The following is a 16,429-nucleotide window of genomic DNA, read 5'->3' on the forward strand; positions in this document are numbered from 1 at the left end:
AAACGCGTCCAGTCCGCCATCCCAATTGACGAGTACACGGCCTAGGCGAACCACCAGCGTTCGGCGATCTTCGACCCGTCCATCGGCCAGTTCGACGCCAACTCGCCATGGGCGAGAGCCTTGGTGTGGGCATCGACATAGGAGTTGAAGACGAGGTTGATGAGCCCGCCCTCGTCATGCAGCAATTGCTGCATTTCGGCATACATGCCGGCGCGCTTGGTATCGTCGGTCTCCGAGCGGGCGGCGACGAGCAGCTCATTAAAGCGCGGATTTTTCCAGAACGTTTCGTTCCACAGCGCTTCCGCCGCATAGGCGGTGGTGAACATCCAGTCGCACGTCGGCCGGCCGGCCCAGTAAGAGGCGTAGAACGGCTTCTGGAGCCAGACATTGTTCCAGTAGCCGTCGTTGGGCTCCCGGATCACATTCAGGTTGAGGCCGGCGGCGCGGGCATGCTCCTGCCAGAGGAAAGCGGAGTCGGTAGCACCCGTGAACCCGGCATCCGCGACCGACAGGTCGAACTGGGTGTTCTCGGCCCCCGCCTTCTTGAGCAGGCTCTTGACCATGTCGGGGTCGTAGACGTGCTTCGGCTGCGGATCGATCGCGAACTTGACGGTCGGTGCGATCGGATTGTCGTTGCCGATGGCGCCGTGGCCAAGAAACACCTTCCGTACGATCTCGTCGCGATTGAGCGAGTACTTCAACGCATTGCGCACATCGGGATTGTCGAAGGGCGCCTTCTGGACGTTCATGACATAGACGTAGTGGCCGTAGCCCGTCGTCTCTGAGATCACGAGATCGGGGTTCTGCTTCAGAATGTCGAGCGTCTTCAGATCGCAGCGATCCATGTAGTGGACTTCGCCGGTGTTGAGCGCGTTGGTGCGCGCCCTTACATCATTGATCGCCAGGTATTCGACACGGTCGAACCAGCCCTTGTCGGATTTGAAGTAGTTCGGGTTCTTGTTAAAGGTGGCGATGACGCCGGGCTCGAATTTCTCGAGCATATAGGGGCCGGTGCGGATGCCCGACTCCCAGTCGACGCCGCCCTCTCTCGCCGGCATGACCGGGATGTCCGATATGATGTAGGGGAAGTCGGCATTGCCGCCGTCGAGTTCGAACACCACCGTCTCGGCACCGTCGGCGACGACGTTGTTGACCGAAGCCAAGAGCGATTTCGCCACCGATCTCGTGCCCTCGATGGTGTGATGCCTGACCGAGGCCACGACATCGTCGGCGGTAACCGTCTTGCCATTGTGAAAGGTGGCGCCTTTCCTCAGTTTGAACACCCACTTCTTGGCGCCGTCTGACGGCTCGAAGCTCTCGGCGAGGTCGGGGACCACGTTGCCCTTGGCATCGATCTCGGTCAGGCCGTTCGACAAGGTTCCCCCTAGCGCGGTGACGGTGAACGGGTTGACGTAGAGACCCGGGTCCATCGAATCGGTGGCGGCGCCATCGCTGATGCCGATCTTCAAGGTGCCGCCCTTCTTGGGCTCGGCGCGCACCGCCTGGACGAACATCGCATTGGCGGCCGTGGCGGTAAGGCCGGCGGCGAGCGCCAGCTGAACAAAGTCACGACGCGAAACCCTGCCTTTCGCGGCAAGCTTGGCGGCCGACTGCAGCTTCGTTTCAAATTCCGTCACAGATGCTCTCTCCCTCGAACGGAAGATCATGCGAGACCCTCGGCGGCCCGAGAGACTTTAGGACGATAGCACAACAGCCATTCCCGAGCTAACGAGGAACCTCCGGCCGTACGGTCGGACTCGTGTCCTCTCGCTTGCTCCCGCGCGGACTTGGGCCTCGCCCGGGGCGGATGGATCGGTCGATATCCAGTTCGTTGGCTGCGACGGAAATTGCCAACCTGTATTTTCGATTACACCTGGCTGGAGTTACTGGGTCCGCCTCTATCACCCGCGCACGCAAATTTTAGACCGCATGGGTATTCTCGGAGCCGAAGCTGATGAATTGATATGAGGACGTCGAATGTCCGCTCTTCCAAAGCTGCCCTGGAATCGCTTTCGCTAATGTCCGTTTCTGGCGCTACTTGCCCGTTCAGGTGGCCGCTACAGTTGATTGCGAGCGGCCCCGGGCAGTCTTTCGAATCGAACGCCCAACAGAATCATCATTTGTTCTCGCTTAGCGTTGTTTGGCGTACCTTCAACGCGATGCCCTCCACATGATCTTGCGCGATTGGACAGTCAGGCTGCTTCGGCGTCCGTCCCGCTAAAATCGACTGCGGCGAAGGCCGCCTTCAGCACATCGGGTCCGGCGCCGGGCCTTGTCGCATCGGTCGAAAGGATCTGCCGGTAACGGCGCGCACCGGGTAGACCGTGGAACAGGCCGACCATGTGACGGGTGACATGGCCAAGCCGCCCGCCCCGCTCGATATGGCGTACCGCATAATCCGCCATGGCATCGATCAGCGCAGCAAAATCGAACGTTTTGGGTGTGTCGTCGTAAAACGCCGCGTCCACGCCTGCCAGAATGCCCGGCGTGTGATAGGCGGCGCGGCCGAGCATGGCGCCGTCGACATGATCAATGTGGTCAAGCGCCTCTTCAAGAGATTGAATGCCGCCGTTGATCCCAATGAAGTTGTTTGGATTTTTGGCCTTCAGCCGATACACCCTGTTGTAGTCGAGCGGCGGGATGTCGCGGTTTTCCTTCGGGCTCAGCCCTTCCAGCCACGCCTTGCGGGCATGCACCCACAGCGCGTCGGCGCCGGCCGCGAAAACCCCGTCCGTCAACGTATCGAGCGCCGGCTCGGGATCCTGCTCGTCGACGCCGATGCGGCATTTGACGGTAACCGGAATGCTGACAAAACCCTTCATCGCCGCGACGCAATCGGCGACCAGGTCCGGGGCTTTCATCAGGCAGGCGCCGAACGTGCCCGACTGGACGCGGTCGGACGGGCAGCCGACATTGAGGTTGATCTCGTCATAGCCGAAGGCTTCGCCGACGCGGGCCGCCTCGGCAAGCTTTTGCGGATCGGAGCCGCCGAGCTGCAACGCGACCGGATGTTCCGTATCATCGAAGCCGAGCAAGCGCTCGCGCTCGCCGTGGATGACCGCGTCGGCCACCACCATCTCGGTGTAGAGCAAGGCCCGGCGCGTCAACTGGCGATGGAGGAACCGGCAATGCCGGTCCGTCCAATCCATCATCGGCGCGATGGAAATTTTATGATTTTTCTCAAACATATGCAATCGTTTCCTAAAGCATCACTGCACCAAATCAGGCCCACATTGCTGATTTTTCCGGTGCTGTGTCAATCGAAAGCAGTCCGAAATCATGCATGCTGGAGCCCTAACCCCACAAGTACATTTGGAACTTGATCCCATCTTATGTTGGGCAGGACGGTTCAGCTTTGCAGTATCAGCAATTCCTCGCTCGACGAGCAGAACACCGTGTAAAGCCGCACCCTGCAAGGTCCTCACGGCCTTCTCGGTGGCTTCGGATCAATATCGTAGAGACGCACGGTGTCGATGCCGCAGATCGCCTGAAAGGCGATTGCCTGGAACTGGCACTGTGCCCTTTGCCAATCGGAGCCATCTTGCGGGCTCCACCGGGCGCAAGATAGCTTGCCTTCAGCCCCGACATCGCGGCCTTCCGAAATCGCAATATCGCTCCAGCCCGTCGCCCACTCGTCTAAACTCGCTGCAGTGCGATAGCGATCCCTTGCCCCACCCCAATGCACATCGTCGCCAGGGCGTATTTCTTCCCAAGGGAGGCGAGTTCGAGCGCCGCGGTTCCAGTTATCCTCGCGCCACTCATGCCCAAGGGGTGCCCCAAGGCGATGGCGCCACCGTTGGGATTCACGTGGCTTGCGTTCTCAGGGATGCCCAGATCCCGAAGCACGGCGATGGCCTGACTCCCGAAAGCCTCGTTGAGTTCGATCACCTCGAACTCCGCCGGTGCAATCCCAAGGCGAGCGCAAAGCTTCTTGGTGGCCGGTGCCGGACCAATGCCCATGATGCGAGGTGCCACGCCGGCCGCCGCCCCACCCAGTATGCGGGCAATCGGCGTAAGCCCGTAACGTCTGGCGGCCGCCTCCGTCGCGATAATGAGTGCTGCGGCGCCGTCGTTCACTCCCGAGGCGTTGCCGGCGGTGACGCTGCCGCCAGCGAACAACGGCTTGAGCTTGGCCAGGGTTTCCATTGTGGTGCCGGCTCGAGGGTGCTCGTCCAGTTCGACGGGAATCGCGTCCCCCTTCTTCTGAGGGACCATTACCGGGACGATTTCCCGGGCAAGCCTCCCTCTCATTTGCGCGGCGATGGCCTTGTCCTGGCTGCGCACCGCAAAGGCATCCTGCGCCTCGCGCGACACGCCGAAGTCCCGCGCGACGTTCTCACCGGTCTCGGGCATAGAATCCATGCCGTACTGCTCCTTCATCAGCGGGTTGACGAAGCGCCAGCCGATGGTCGTGTCGTAGATCTCGGCATTGCGAGTGAAAGCCATCTCGGCCTTGGGCAGCACGAACGGCGCTCGGCTCATGGACTCGACGCCGCCGGCGATGACCAACTCCGCCTCACCGGACTTGACCGCGCGGGCTGCGGTGATCACCGCATCCATTCCGGATCCACAGAGGCGATTGATTGTCGTGCCAGGGATGCTCACAGGCAGGCCGGCCAAGAGCGAACTCATACGAGCAACGTTCCGGTTGTCTTCGCCGGCTTGATTGGCACAACCCAAGATCACGTCGTCGACCGCGTCCCAATCGACGCCTGAGTTCTCAGCGACCAGCGCCCTGAGGGGAACGGCGCCCAGGTCGTCCGCTCGAACTGAGGACAGGACGCCGCCGAAGCGGCCGATGGGCGTGCGCTTGTAGGCGCAGATGAAGGCTTCGCTCATTCTAGACCTCCGGAACAATCAGGTCGCCGACCGCGCCGTCGACGAGAAGCTCGGCACCCGTTACCGCTTGCAGGACGTCGAGACTGAGCTTGGGAAGCTTCTCGCGCAGCACGAAGCGCCGGCTCTCGATGTCAACAACGGCAAGGCTGGTATAGACGCGGGTGACGCAGCCAACGCCGGTCAGCGGCAGGCCGCAGCGCTTGACCAACTTGGGGCGCCCGTCCTTCGTCACGTGGTCGGTGATCACAGCAACGCGCTTGGCGCCATGCACCAGATCCATCGCACCGCCGACGGCCGGCACGCCCTTCGGGCCCGTCGACCAATTGGCGAGGTCGCCATTTGCAGCCACTTCGTAGGCACCCAGGATGGCGACGTCGAGATGGCCGCCGCGGACCATGGCGAAGCTGTCGGCATGATGGAAGAAGGCTGCGCCGGGCTTGAGCGTGATTGCCTTCTTGCCAGCGTTGATCAGGTCCCAATCCTCCTCACCCTCCGGCGGACTTTCCCCGAAGTTGAGCACGCCGTTCTCGGTGTGAAAGATCGCTTGCCGGCCGGGTGGTTGGAATTTCGCGACCATCTCAGGAAAGCCGATGCCCAAGTTCACATAGGCGCCGTCGGCAATGTCCTGAGCGGCTCGCCAGGCGATCTGGGCGTTGGTGAGTTTCTCAGTCATGCGTACGCCACCCCAGCCCGCATGAGGGCTTCTTCCTGTTGGGCATCGGTGATTTGCACGATGCGGTTGACGAAAATTCCGGGTGTAACAACCTGCTCCGGGTCGATTCCATCGGGAGCCACGATCTTCGAGGCCTGGACGATGGTCACCCGGGCAGCGGCCGCCATCAGGGGCGAGAAGTTCCGCGCCGCTTTGCGGTAGGTGAGGTTGCCCATGGTGTCGGCCAGTTCGGCCTTGATCAGGGCTGCGTCCGCCTTGAGCCAGCGTTCCTGCACGTACATGCGACCATCAAACTCGGCGACCGGCTTGCCCTCGGCCAAGTCGGTGCCGAAGCTCGTCGGCGTGTAGAAGGCCGGAATGCCCGCGCCGCCGGCGCGGATGCGCTCGGCCAGCGTTCCCTGCGGCACGAGCTCGAGCCCGATCTGGCCGGCAAGATACTTCTCGGTGAAGGCGCGAGGATCGGCTGAGCGCGGAAACGAGCAAACCATCTTCGCGACCATGCCGGCGTCGATCATCGCCGCGATCCCGATCCGCCCATTGCCGGCATTGTTGTTGATCACGATGAGTCCTTTGGGAGACCCGGTGGCGCGGAACCGGTCGACCAGAGCATGGAGGAGTTCGATCGGCGCACCTGAGCCGCCAAATCCACCAACCATCAGCGTCATTCCGTCTTCGATCCCGGCTACCGCGGTGGCGAGATGGGGAACTATCTTGTCCATAAAGCAATCCTTCGCGGCCGACGCCGCAACCCAAAGCGACGTTGCATCAACCGGGCGCGCGGGCTGGTCCCCGTGCGCCCATGAAACTCACTGGGCGGTGTAGCCGCCGTCCACCATGAACTGGGCTCCGGTCACGTAGGACGCCTCGTCGCTGGCGAGGAAGAGGATGACGGCGGCTACCTCGCCTGGCTCGCCGATGCGGCCCATCGGTGTGGCGCGGATGACGTCGGCCGAGATGTTCGGATCCTGAGCCGCAATCATGGGCGTCGCGATCAGTCCTGGGTGGATCGAGTTCACACGCACCTTCTCCTTGGCGTAAGTGAGCGCACCGTTCTTGCTCATCTGCGTCACAGCGCCCTTGGAGGCGGTATAGGGAGCGACGCCCGCGGCACCGACGGCGCCCCAAATCGACGAGACGTTGACGACGGAGCCCCCGCGCCCAAGCATCTGCGGGATGAACACACGCATGCCGTAAAAGACGCCGGTCTGATTGACGGCGATCACCGAATGCCAATCTTCAACGGACACATCGGTGAGCGACGCGTATGTTCCAACGAGCCCCGCATTGTTGACCAGGATCTGGGCACCGCCGGCATCGCTGCCGCCAAGCGAGGTGGCTTCAGCACTCGCGGCCTTCACGAGCACGGTAAAGAAGGGCGTGTTCAGCGTGGGCATGAACCGGCCGAGCTTCAGCTCGGCATTTTGCGCCACCGCCTCATGAACCAATAGGGCAGCGGCGAGCGCGATACCCGAAGCAAAGAATAGTCGACGGTTAATAGCCATGTTCTCCTCCCGATGACGGCTGCCCTTAAGAGAGTGCACTCCTCCTTCGAATGCGACCTTTCTTCGGTAGTTCTATTCTCGCATGGCGGCTGGCGCGATAAAGCGCGCGAATTTAGAAACAGTGTTGCGGGATGCGCAAAAATGCACGCACAAAAAAGCCCGCACTTAAGTGGTTGTCGGGCTCGGACCTGCGGCGAATCTAGAGTGTGAGCGATACTTCAGCGCCCGCCAATTCAGACGACTTGAACATGGCTTCGAGAAGCCGGTTAACGTTGTGAGCTTGCGTGGCGGGCACAACGGACGGCGATCCCGTCCGCAGCGACGCAGCGAAAGCGCTCGCCTCGCGGTCGAAATAGATAGGGTTACCGATCTCGGCGATCTCGGGAGAATAGACCGTCTTTTTGGTCGCCCAGATTTCCGGGAAGCTCGTCTCTCGCCACTCCGTCCATCCTTGCTGATGACCGTTCTTCCCGCTGTCGTAGATCTTGTATGACGCCGGCAGGGGGCACGAGTGCATTATTCCCTCGGTCCCGTATGCCGACAGGTCCCAAGTCTCCGTCCACGACAGCGGATCCCATGACATGAAGTCGACGGTGACCAACTTATCGGGGTAGTTGAGGATCGCGCCACCGGCGTCTTCCCGGGACTCGGCGCCGAACACCAACGGAAACTTGGTAATTCTAGCGTTGACTGTATCGGGCATGCCGAAGTGGAGCAGGATGCGATCGATGAGGTGGCAGGCGATTACGAACATCGCTCCACCTATGTCCCCAGGCTGATTCATGTGGGCGGTAGCTGCCTCATTGTGAGAGCAGCCGGCATGGGCCCTGACCTGGAGAACTTTCCCCAGTCGTCCGCTTGCCAGAACCTCCTGCATCTTTCCGATGGAAGGCGCGAAACGCCAACAGTACCCAACCTGAAACAGGCCCTCCGTCCGCTCGACCGCGGCGACGATACGCGCGGTGTCGGTCGACCCTCGGCCGGCCGGCTTTTCACAAAGCACGGCCTTTCCCGCTTCAAGCGCCTCGATGGCAAAATCCGCCATAGCGTGGCTTTTGGGATGCACAAGCACCGCATCGACATCGGGATCCGCCAGGATCTCGTTCTTACTTCGGGGCTCCAACCCAAGCGCATCGACAAACGGCGTCAGAAGCGGACTTTCGTCATGGGCACCCAGCAGGCGCACCCCCGACATTCTCTGAAACGCCTTTACCCTGCCAGATGTGTGGGGGTGCGTAATTCCCAGGCAAGCGATGCCGAGCACAGCATCTTCACCAATAGCGTAGCCCATGGCCGTTGACCTTCGTTGTGGAGAAAAGAAGAAGGGGCGATCCTCGTTGATCACCCCTCCAAAAAGTTCGCGCTGCCGTTGGTCCGATCAGAGATCGGCAAACTGAGCCATGGAGGACTTGAAAATCCGCTGAGCCATCTCGTCCAATCCGAGCACGCGGTGTTTGGCCGAAAGGATTTCGGTCCCGTAGACACCACTGTAGCCGGCTGCCTGTACCTCGCGCAGAAATGCGGGGACATCGAGTTCCCCTTCCCCGCAAAGCTCGCGATAAGCGATCGTATCTTCCCAAATGTCTGGTACCGGCGCCACCTTCAGCGCGTCGTCAATTTCCACGGCCTTGATGAACCGAGCGGGTATCTTGCGAATTTCGCTATAGGGAATGTTGCCTCGGGCCATGTGCCAGATGTCGATGAGCAGGCCACCGTTCTTGCGATTTGCGCCGGAGACGATCGCCAAGCCGGTTTCGATGGTACGCACATTTGACCAAGGCATGATTTCCAACACGATGTCGGTGCCGTAGGGCGCAGCCTCGTCGCATAACTTGCCCAGTTCATCCGCCATCAGCTGCACGTCGGCTGGAGCATCCTCGAAGCCAGGCCCGACCTTGATATCCTTTAGCCCCAATTCCGCTGCGACCTCGAGCATAAGCTTGCGGACCTTGTCGGACTCCTGACGCTTCTCGTCGCGGTGGAACCAATTAGTCAGGAACTCGATCTCGAGGTGCTTGATGCCGTTCGCCTCCACGATCCGGCGCATTTCCCGGTAGCCGATCTGATCCCTGACATGAACTACGTCCTCCGAGTGGAGGCCGAAGCCCTTGAATCGGGCGCGGGCAGCGGCCTCGACACGGTCCTTGAACGGGAAAGGACTGATTTCCGTGGGGCCAAGGGGGAAGACGTCACCGGAGAGGGCGAAGTAGGAAATCAGGAGTTCAACGTCTGCAGCCATCACGATGTCCTTGCGGGAATGCATATCGTGCCTCCGCGAGCGGCGCGGCACCCGTTTTGGCTAACGTTCTACCGAGCGAGAATAAACCCGGTCGCTGGAGAAACTGTGTTGCGTGGCGCGCAAAAATCGGCTTACCGAGTCCACAGTTCCTCGTAGTTGTTTGCGCGGAACTGCTCGACGAGAAAGTCGAGGAACAGCCGGGTCCGGGCGGGCATGAAGGATTTGCTCGGATAGGCGATGTTCATTGTCAGCCTGGGGAGATCCCAATCATCGAGGACACGGACAAGGCGCCCGGCTTCGAGATCTTTCTGGATGATGTACGTTGGTTGCGCCAGGATCCCAAGACCGTCGCGAGCGGCCGCGCAAATGAGCTGGCCGTCATTGGCATTGATGATGCCATCGACCTCGACGGCTACAGCTTCCTCGCCCTTGCGGAAGTTCAGGTGATTCCAGTTGTCGGCCAGAGTGTAGAGGATCAGGTCGTGGTCCTTGAGGTCGCTGGGATGCTTCGGGACGCCGCGGCGATCGAGGTACTCCTGTGATGCCGCCAATAGCCGGCGCGTCTCGGCCAGCTTTCGAATAGTGATGGAGCTATCGGCCTCCACGCGACGCGTGCGGATCGCAAGATCGAGCCCATTTTCGATGATGTCGTAGTAGCGGTTGGATGCCACCACTTCGATCAGCACACTCGGATAGCGCTGCCTAAACTGCTGAACCACTGGCATCAGATGCAGCAACGAAAATGACAGAGAGGCCCCTACCCTCAGCCTGCCGGTTGGCGCATGAGCGCGGGCCGTAACGTTTGCCTCGGCCTCTTCCCAATTAGCCAGGATGTCTCGGGCGTCCAAGTAGAGCTGCTGGCCTTCGGTGGTCGTGCTGAGCCGGCGAGTAGATCGTTGAACCAGCCGGGCACCGAGCCTCGACTCCAGATTCACAAGGTGGCGGCTAACTCCGGAAACCGAGAGGTCAAGGGCTTCCGCCGCCTTTGTCATGCTCTGTTCCTCAACGATTTTGAGGAACACCTGTAGCTCGGTCCAACGATCCACTTTTTGCATCCGGCGGAAAGGTGTTTTGAGAAAGCCAGTCTTCATCGCTTCCCAAGCAAATGCAATCACTTCCGTCAAACTCGCACGGTCACTAGGCTTGAGAGGGAACGGATGGATCAACTGGCGGCACAGAAGGGGCAGAGGGAGCGGGTAAAACATGTCGTCATGTGGAACCTCCTTCCAAGCGCCGACGGCCAGAAAGCCGCTGCGGTAGAAGCGGTCAAATCGCGCTTTGAGGCATTGCTCGGAGCGATCCCGGGCCTTCTGCACATTGAAGTAGGCGTGGATTTCAGTGGCGTCGATTACGCCTGCGACGTGGTGCTATACTCAGAGTTCGAGAGCGCCGAAGCTCTGGAGGCATATGCCAACCATCCCGCCCACTTGAAGATACGTGACGAGCTCCAGGGTGTGCGTATTGCGCGGTACCAGGTCGACTACGTTTCAACGGAGGAACCCTCGCCATGAAGGTTGCCGTCCACTGCATCGATCATCCAAACGCGATCGATATTCGTCTTGCTCACTACGATGAGCATAAGGCCTATCTGGCCGCGGGAAAGATGAGGACCGTAATCTCCGGACCGCTGCTAGCGGCTGACGGCGCCACAATGATTGGGTCGCTGTTCGTCTTTGAGGCCTCAAGTGTGGCTGAGGTCGAAGCATTCAACGCTGCCGACCCCTTCAACCGGTCGGGCGTGTGGGCCGAGATCAGCATCAAGCAGTTCAACCTGCGCGTTGACAATCGGGAGTAGGCAAAATGGCAAGGCTACCCGAGAGTTTCGTCTACAGCGCCAATGCATCGCGAGTCGTCTTTGGCGCGGGATCGGTTGGTAGGGTCGGAGAAGAAGTCGACCGCTTGCGGCTGCAGCGGGTTCTGGTCCTCTCCACACCCCAGCAAGAAGACTTTGCTCTGACGGTGGCCTCCCGACTCGCGGCAAAGTCAGTTGGGGTGTTCTCGGGCGCCGCCATGCACACCCCGGTGAATGTCACTGAACAAGCGATGCGAGACATTCAGGAAAAGGATGTCGACGGGCTAGTCGCCATTGGCGGTGGTTCGACGACTGGCCTCAGCAAAGCTTTGGCCCTGCGCACCGATCTGCCGCAGATCGCCATCCCGACCACCTATGCCGGCTCTGAGATGACGCCCATCCTCGGTGAAACGGCGAACGGCCAGAAGAAGACGATCACTTCGCCGAAGGTCCTGCCTGAAGTGGTGATCTACGATGTCGACCTGACGCTTTCCCTACCGGTCGCCCTCTCAGGAACCAGCGGCATCAACGCTATCGCACACGCGGTTGAGGCCCTCTACGCTCAGGACCGGAACCCGATAATCGACCTGATGGCGGGCGAAGCCATCTGTGCATTGGCCAAGGCCTTGCCCACGATCAAGCTTGATCAGGAGAACAGGGAAGCACGATCCCTGGCCCTGTACGGCGCTTGGTTGGCGGGGACGTGCCTGGGGGCCGTGGGCATGTCCCTGCACCACAAGCTTTGCCATACGCTCGGCGGAACGTTCGACCTCCCGCATGCAGAGACGCACACCATCATGCTGCCGCATGCCCTCGCCTACAACGCGCCAGCTGTCCCGGAGGCCATCGGTCGCCTGAAGCGCGTTTTGGAAACCGACGACCCCAGCCTCGCGCTCTACGAACTCGCCGGCCAGGTAGGAGCGGTGCGCGCCCTCAAGGACATTGGCATGCCGGAAGAGGGCCTTGGTCAGGCCCGCGCATTGGCCCTGTCTAATCCCTACTGGAACCCGCGGCAGCTCGATGAAGATCGGATAGGGCGCCTCCTCCATCGCGCCTACGCCGGCCTGCCCCCCCTTGTTGAATAGGTGATCGAATGAGTTCGCTTGAACTGCGGCTGCCCGACATCGTCGTTGTGACAGGCACAGCGTCAGGTCTCGGCCTCGAAGTGGCCCGGCGTCTGCTGCAGTGCAACTGTAAGGTGGTCGGTGTCGATATGGCTCCATCTGCGCTCGAATCCGATCCCAGCTACCGGCAGGTCACTGGTTCGATCGCTGATACAAGTACCTGGAACAAGGTGGGCGACCTCCTCGACGCCGAAACGTCCGCAACGCTAGGGCTCGTGACCTGCGCCGCAATCCTTGACGTGGGCACTGTACCTGAAGCGACGCCCCAGCTCATCGAGCGCACCATGGCGGTGAACGTGACCGGCACCGCCTTGGGTATGGCAATGATTGTTCCTCGGATGGAGGCCAAAGGTGGTGGCGCCATCGTTGCGGTTGCGTCAGTCAACGCCACCTTGGCCGAGCAGCAGCTGGCCATCTACAACGCATCGAAAGCAGCCGTGCGTCAGCTGGCTCGGACCGCAGCACTCGACCACGCACGCCGAGGCATCCGGATCAACGTTCTGAGTCCCGGTCCCATGATGGCTGGCCTCTTCAAGCGACACGTCGAGAGCGCCACCGACAGCTCCAGGTTCCTGGCGACCCGGGCAAATCGACAGCCGCAAGGCCGCATCCTCGAGGCAAGTGAGGTCGCCCAAGCAGCATTGTTCCTCTTGTCCGATGGCGCGTCGGCACTCCTTGGTGCAGACGTCATCGCCGACGGTGGATTGACTGCTGGTTTCGATTTTCGAACCGGCGCTGAAGGGGCGTCCGTCTAAACTCACGATCGTTGGGAGGAAGCAATATGGATACTGGTCTCAAAGGAAAGGTCGTGATCATCACCGGCGCTGCCAACGGCATCGGCCGCGCCACGGCCTTGGGTTTCGCCAAGGAAGGCGCCGACCTCGGACTGTTGGATATCGACGAGAAAGGATTGGCGGAGGTGGCGGCCGTCGCCGGTCGCCATGGTGTCACGGTTCACTCCGCAAGCGCCGATCTCTCGGAAGCGGCTGGAGTATCCGGCGGCATGGACGAGCTTCTGAAGGGCTTCGGGAACCGCGTTGACGTGCTCGTCAACAATGTTGGTTCCGGCGCAATCCGCAGCTTCGACGACGTCGATGACGCGGCGTGGGATGCAACGCTTTCGCTCAACTTCATGAGTTATGTACGAGCGACCCGCAAAGCGCTTCCAATCCTGCGGGCCAATGGCGGCGTGATCGTCAACAATGCGTCGGACCTGGCGCGACAGCCAGAACCGGTGCCGGTCGACTACTCGGTATCGAAGGCCGCAATCCTCGCCCTCACCAAGGCATTGGCTCGAGCCGAGGCTCCCAAGATCCGCGTCAACGCTGTTGCTCCTGGTCCCATCTGGTCGCCCTTCTGGGAGAAACCCGGAGGCTTCGCCGAGACGATGGGCAAGTACCACAAGATGGAGCCACAGGCGGCCGTCGAGCACGAATTGAAACTTCGGCAGTTGCCGCTACAGCGGCTCGGTACGCCGGACGAAGTCGCGAACGTGATCCTGTTCCTGGCCTCTGATCTGGCCTCGTTCGTAACGTCCTCGGTCTGGGGCGTCGACGGTGGCTCGATCCGATCCATCATCTGACGTGAATGTCTCCGTCCCCAATGATCGGCTGCCGGCTGGCTTCGAGTTCGCGGTCGCCTGCGTTTGCGGCGCCATCGTCGCGAACCTCTATTTCGCACAGCCTATCGTCGGGGAGATTGCCGGCACGCTTGGGCTCGCTCCCGAACGTGCTGGTATCATTGTGACCCTTGCCCAGCTCGGCTATTGCCTTGGCTTGCTCCTTTTGGTGCCGCTCGCTGACGCGCTCGAGAACCGCCGCCTGGCCTTGGCAGTGCTCGTCGTCGGCTTCGCCGCCTCGATCACAATGGCACTGACAACCTCGCCGACGCTCTTCCTAATCGCGTGCTTCGGTATCGGCGTCGGGTCAGTGTCCGTCCAGATCCTGCTTCCCTATGCGGCCGCGCTTTCCGACCCGAAGCGCCAAGGCTTGATGGTTGGGCGGGTGATGGCCGGCATCCTGACCGGCATCATGTTGTCTCGGCCTGTGTCGAGCCTGATCACCGGACCCCTTGGCTGGCGGTCGGTCTTCTTCGTCTCTGCCGCCATCAGCCTGGGCGCCGCTATGCTGATCCTCGCTCGGATGCCGGCGCGACAGCCGGAAAGCAAGCTTCGCTACGGAGCCATGCTGAAATCCATGGGTTCCCTCGCTCTGGGCAACCGCCTGCTTCAGCGTCGGGCCGCCTACCAATTCTTGATGTTCTATTCCTACACCCTCTTCTGGACGGCCCTGCCCCTGCTTCTGAGCAGGCCGCCATACAGCCTCGACCAAGTTCAGATCGCACTTGTGGCGCTAGCGGGAGCGGCCGGCGCGATGATGTCACCTCTGGCCGGGAGGGTAGCTGACCGCGGAGCGATCACCTTGGGAATGACGCTCTCCCTCAGCGCCGGCGTCCTGTCCTGGATCGTTGCCGGCTGGGGTGGATCGGGTGGCGTGGTTGGGCTGGCGGCCCTTCTGGTTGGTGCCCTCCTTCTCGACGGCGCCGTCCCCGTGTCCCTGGTGATGAGCCAACGCGAGCTCTTTTCCGCTCACCCTAACGAACGGGCTCGCCTCAACGGCCTCTTCATGGCAGCCTTCTTCGTCGGTGGGGCGGCTGGCGCCAGCGTCGGCGTCTGGGCGATTGAGAACTGTGGTTGGCATGGCGCTATGATTGCAGGCGCTTCAGGCCCCCTGGTCGCCCTGACACTGCATCTGACTTTTCAGGCGCTACAAACGCCGCCACGTTCAAAAGGAGTTCGAAAGTGAGAGCTGCGCGCTTCTACGCCAAAGGCGACGTCCGAGTTGAGGAACTTCCGGATCCGGTCCACCTGCAGCCGGACGAAGTTCTTGTCCGCAACAGGTTGTGCGGCATTTGCGGCACCGATCTGCACGAGTTTGCCGACGGACCCCACTTCATATCTTCTCAGCCCAACCCTTTCTCAGGGGCCTCAATTCCGCAGATTCTCGGCCACGAGTTCAGCGGTGAAATCGCGGCCGTTGGGAGCGACGTGTCCCACCTGAAGCTGGGAGACCGCGTGGCGATCCAGCCGCACATGGGCCCGGCCGATGGTTACTTCGGCGTCCGCGGCCTGCATTTCCTTGGCACCCGCGGGGCCGCGACTGGCCTGACATGGAATTGGGGCGGGTTTGCGGATTTCGCGGTCATGAAGGCCTCCGCGACCCTCAAAATGCCTGACACCCTGACTTTTGAACAGGGAGCGATGGTGGAGCCGGCGGCTGTCGCGGTGACAGCAGTTGACCGCAGCGGGCTTGAACCGGGCGGATCGATCCTGATCACTGGTGGCGGCCCGATCGGGGCGCTTACGGTCATGGCCGCCGACGCTGCTGGCGCCGGCAAGATCTTCCTCAGCGAACCCAATGCGGCCCGCCGCAAGCGCATCGAGTCGTTGGGCATTTCGGTCATCACGATCGACCCTGCCAAGACGCCGCTTGCAGACTTCATTCGAGAGCACACATTCGAGCGCCTCGGATGCGATTCAGCTGTCGAGTGCGCGGGCAACCCGCGAGCCATTGCCGACTGCATCAAGTCTGTGCGCTCGCAGGCAACGGTGGTACTGGTCGGCCTCACCAACGCCAAGGCTGAGTTCTCACCTTTTGACCTGATTACGCGCGATATTCGACTGCAGGGGTCGCTCTGCTACCCGACGACACTATGGCCGCGGGTTTACGCAATGATCGAAAGCGGCCGTTTGCCTGCCGAACGCCTAATCGATGACACGATCGCCTTAGACGACATTGTCGAGAAGGGATTCAAGCCGTTGCTGGATCCGAGCGGGACCAAAATGAAGATCTTGGTCGAGCTGGGCTCCGTCGAACACCTTCGAATGGAATTACCCCGGTGATCTCGGGGCAAGCAAAGGGGATAGCTTCTAGCAAAGGCTTTATTCTCGATGGAAGTACTTAGCGGCGCTTGCAAGCGACCGCGCCCTCATCGCCCCGTACATCCCGCAGCGCGGTTTAGATCTCACGCGTTAGATCGGCGCCAATGGATGATATCGGCAGTAGCCGCCGCCGCCTCGCGGCCCTTGTTGAGTTCATCGGTCGCGGAACGCGCCTTTGCATGAGCAAGATCGAGCACAGGCAATTTTGGCGGGAGGCTCAGCAGCGGTTCGATGAACGCAACGGCACCGCGACGATGAGCGCTGTTCGCGCCGGCTTCTTGTTGCCGAGCCCTGTTCACGCTCAGAGCTGAGAAGGTACC

At 61.2% G+C, this 16,429-nt stretch carries 17 protein-coding genes and 1 pseudogene; 8 read left to right on the forward strand and 10 right to left on the reverse strand.

Going from position 1 to position 16,429, the window contains the following annotated elements:
* Positions 1–41: 41 nt before the first annotated feature.
* From BQ8794_RS13530 to BQ8794_RS13570, 10 genes and pseudogenes are all read right to left on the reverse strand, one after another.
* The gene (locus BQ8794_RS13530; protein ID WP_210189832.1) at positions 42–1,637 is read right to left on the reverse strand and encodes an ABC transporter substrate-binding protein; all 1,596 of its coding nucleotides are present in this window, start codon (positions 1,635–1,637) and stop codon (positions 42–44) included.
* A 555-nt stretch (positions 1,638–2,192) separates the two neighbouring features.
* Positions 2,193–3,188 carry a tRNA dihydrouridine(20/20a) synthase DusA gene (gene dusA / locus BQ8794_RS13535; protein WP_077378126.1) on the reverse strand — a complete coding sequence of 332 codons (996 nt, stop codon included), beginning with the start codon at positions 3,186–3,188 and terminating at the stop codon, positions 2,193–2,195.
* A 210-nt stretch (positions 3,189–3,398) separates the two neighbouring features.
* Positions 3,399–3,600, reverse strand: a pseudogene (locus tag BQ8794_RS36400) (ornithine cyclodeaminase); the annotation flags it as partial.
* A 36-nt stretch (positions 3,601–3,636) separates the two neighbouring features.
* Entirely contained in the window at positions 3,637–4,839 is a 1,203-nt protein-coding gene (gene pcaF / locus BQ8794_RS13540) for a 3-oxoadipyl-CoA thiolase (RefSeq protein ID WP_077378129.1), read from the reverse strand.
* A gap of 1 nt (position 4,840) precedes the next feature.
* On the reverse strand, positions 4,841–5,512 hold the full coding sequence (locus BQ8794_RS13545) for a 3-oxoacid CoA-transferase subunit B (protein ID WP_077378132.1): 672 nt from the start codon (positions 5,510–5,512) through the stop codon (positions 4,841–4,843).
* Complete coding sequence (locus BQ8794_RS13550) at positions 5,509–6,231, reverse strand: 3-oxoacid CoA-transferase subunit A (protein ID WP_077378135.1); 723 nt, start codon at positions 6,229–6,231, stop codon at positions 5,509–5,511. Before BQ8794_RS13550 ends, BQ8794_RS13545 begins: the two co-directional genes overlap by 4 nt.
* Positions 6,232–6,318: 87 nt before the next feature.
* A complete protein-coding gene (locus BQ8794_RS13555; RefSeq protein ID WP_077378137.1) occupies positions 6,319–7,014 on the reverse strand; it encodes an SDR family NAD(P)-dependent oxidoreductase in 696 nt (231 codons plus the stop codon).
* Positions 7,015–7,213: 199 nt separating this feature from the next.
* Positions 7,214–8,305: a Gfo/Idh/MocA family protein gene (locus BQ8794_RS13560; protein WP_077378140.1), complete on the reverse strand. Its 1,092-nt coding sequence runs from the start codon at positions 8,303–8,305 to the stop codon at positions 7,214–7,216.
* 87 nt (positions 8,306–8,392) lie between these two features.
* Positions 8,393–9,277: a sugar phosphate isomerase/epimerase family protein gene (locus BQ8794_RS13565; protein WP_210189833.1), complete on the reverse strand. Its 885-nt coding sequence runs from the start codon at positions 9,275–9,277 to the stop codon at positions 8,393–8,395.
* Positions 9,278–9,384: 107 nt separating this feature from the next.
* Positions 9,385–10,368 carry a LysR family transcriptional regulator gene (locus tag BQ8794_RS13570; RefSeq protein WP_244554950.1) on the reverse strand — a complete coding sequence of 328 codons (984 nt, stop codon included), beginning with the start codon at positions 10,366–10,368 and terminating at the stop codon, positions 9,385–9,387.
* A 42-nt stretch (positions 10,369–10,410) separates the two neighbouring features.
* Here BQ8794_RS13570 and BQ8794_RS13575 point away from each other — a divergent pair, with 42 nt between their 5' ends.
* From BQ8794_RS13575 to BQ8794_RS13610, 8 genes are all read left to right on the forward strand, one after another.
* A complete protein-coding gene (locus BQ8794_RS13575) occupies positions 10,411–10,764 on the forward strand; it encodes a Dabb family protein (RefSeq protein WP_077378143.1) in 354 nt (117 codons plus the stop codon).
* On the forward strand, positions 10,761–11,048 hold the full coding sequence (locus BQ8794_RS13580; protein WP_077378146.1) for a YciI family protein: 288 nt from the start codon (positions 10,761–10,763) through the stop codon (positions 11,046–11,048). The genes BQ8794_RS13575 and BQ8794_RS13580 overlap by 4 nt, the downstream gene beginning before the upstream one ends.
* Positions 11,049–11,053: 5 nt before the next feature.
* Complete coding sequence (locus tag BQ8794_RS13585; protein ID WP_077378149.1) at positions 11,054–12,130, forward strand: maleylacetate reductase; 1,077 nt, start codon at positions 11,054–11,056, stop codon at positions 12,128–12,130.
* 8 nt (positions 12,131–12,138) lie between these two features.
* Positions 12,139–12,924, forward strand: a complete 786-nt coding sequence (locus tag BQ8794_RS13590) for an SDR family NAD(P)-dependent oxidoreductase (protein ID WP_077378152.1) — start codon at positions 12,139–12,141, stop codon at positions 12,922–12,924.
* A 26-nt stretch (positions 12,925–12,950) separates the two neighbouring features.
* The gene (locus tag BQ8794_RS13595; protein ID WP_077378155.1) at positions 12,951–13,751 is read left to right on the forward strand and encodes an SDR family NAD(P)-dependent oxidoreductase; all 801 of its coding nucleotides are present in this window, start codon (positions 12,951–12,953) and stop codon (positions 13,749–13,751) included.
* 1 nt (position 13,752) lies between these two features.
* Positions 13,753–14,973, forward strand: coding sequence for an MFS transporter (locus tag BQ8794_RS13600; RefSeq protein WP_210189834.1), 1,221 nt, complete (start codon positions 13,753–13,755; stop codon positions 14,971–14,973).
* Positions 14,970–16,070, forward strand: coding sequence for a 2,3-butanediol dehydrogenase (locus tag BQ8794_RS13605; RefSeq protein WP_077378161.1), 1,101 nt, complete (start codon positions 14,970–14,972; stop codon positions 16,068–16,070). The genes BQ8794_RS13600 and BQ8794_RS13605 overlap by 4 nt, the downstream gene beginning before the upstream one ends.
* 143 nt (positions 16,071–16,213) lie before the next feature.
* Complete coding sequence (locus BQ8794_RS13610) at positions 16,214–16,420, forward strand: hypothetical protein (RefSeq protein ID WP_077378164.1); 207 nt, start codon at positions 16,214–16,216, stop codon at positions 16,418–16,420.
* Positions 16,421–16,429 lie beyond the last annotated feature (9 nt).

The sequence above is a fragment of the Mesorhizobium prunaredense genome, assembly GCF_900156895.1.
Taxonomy (GTDB): Bacteria; Pseudomonadota; Alphaproteobacteria; order Rhizobiales; family Rhizobiaceae; genus Mesorhizobium; species Mesorhizobium prunaredense.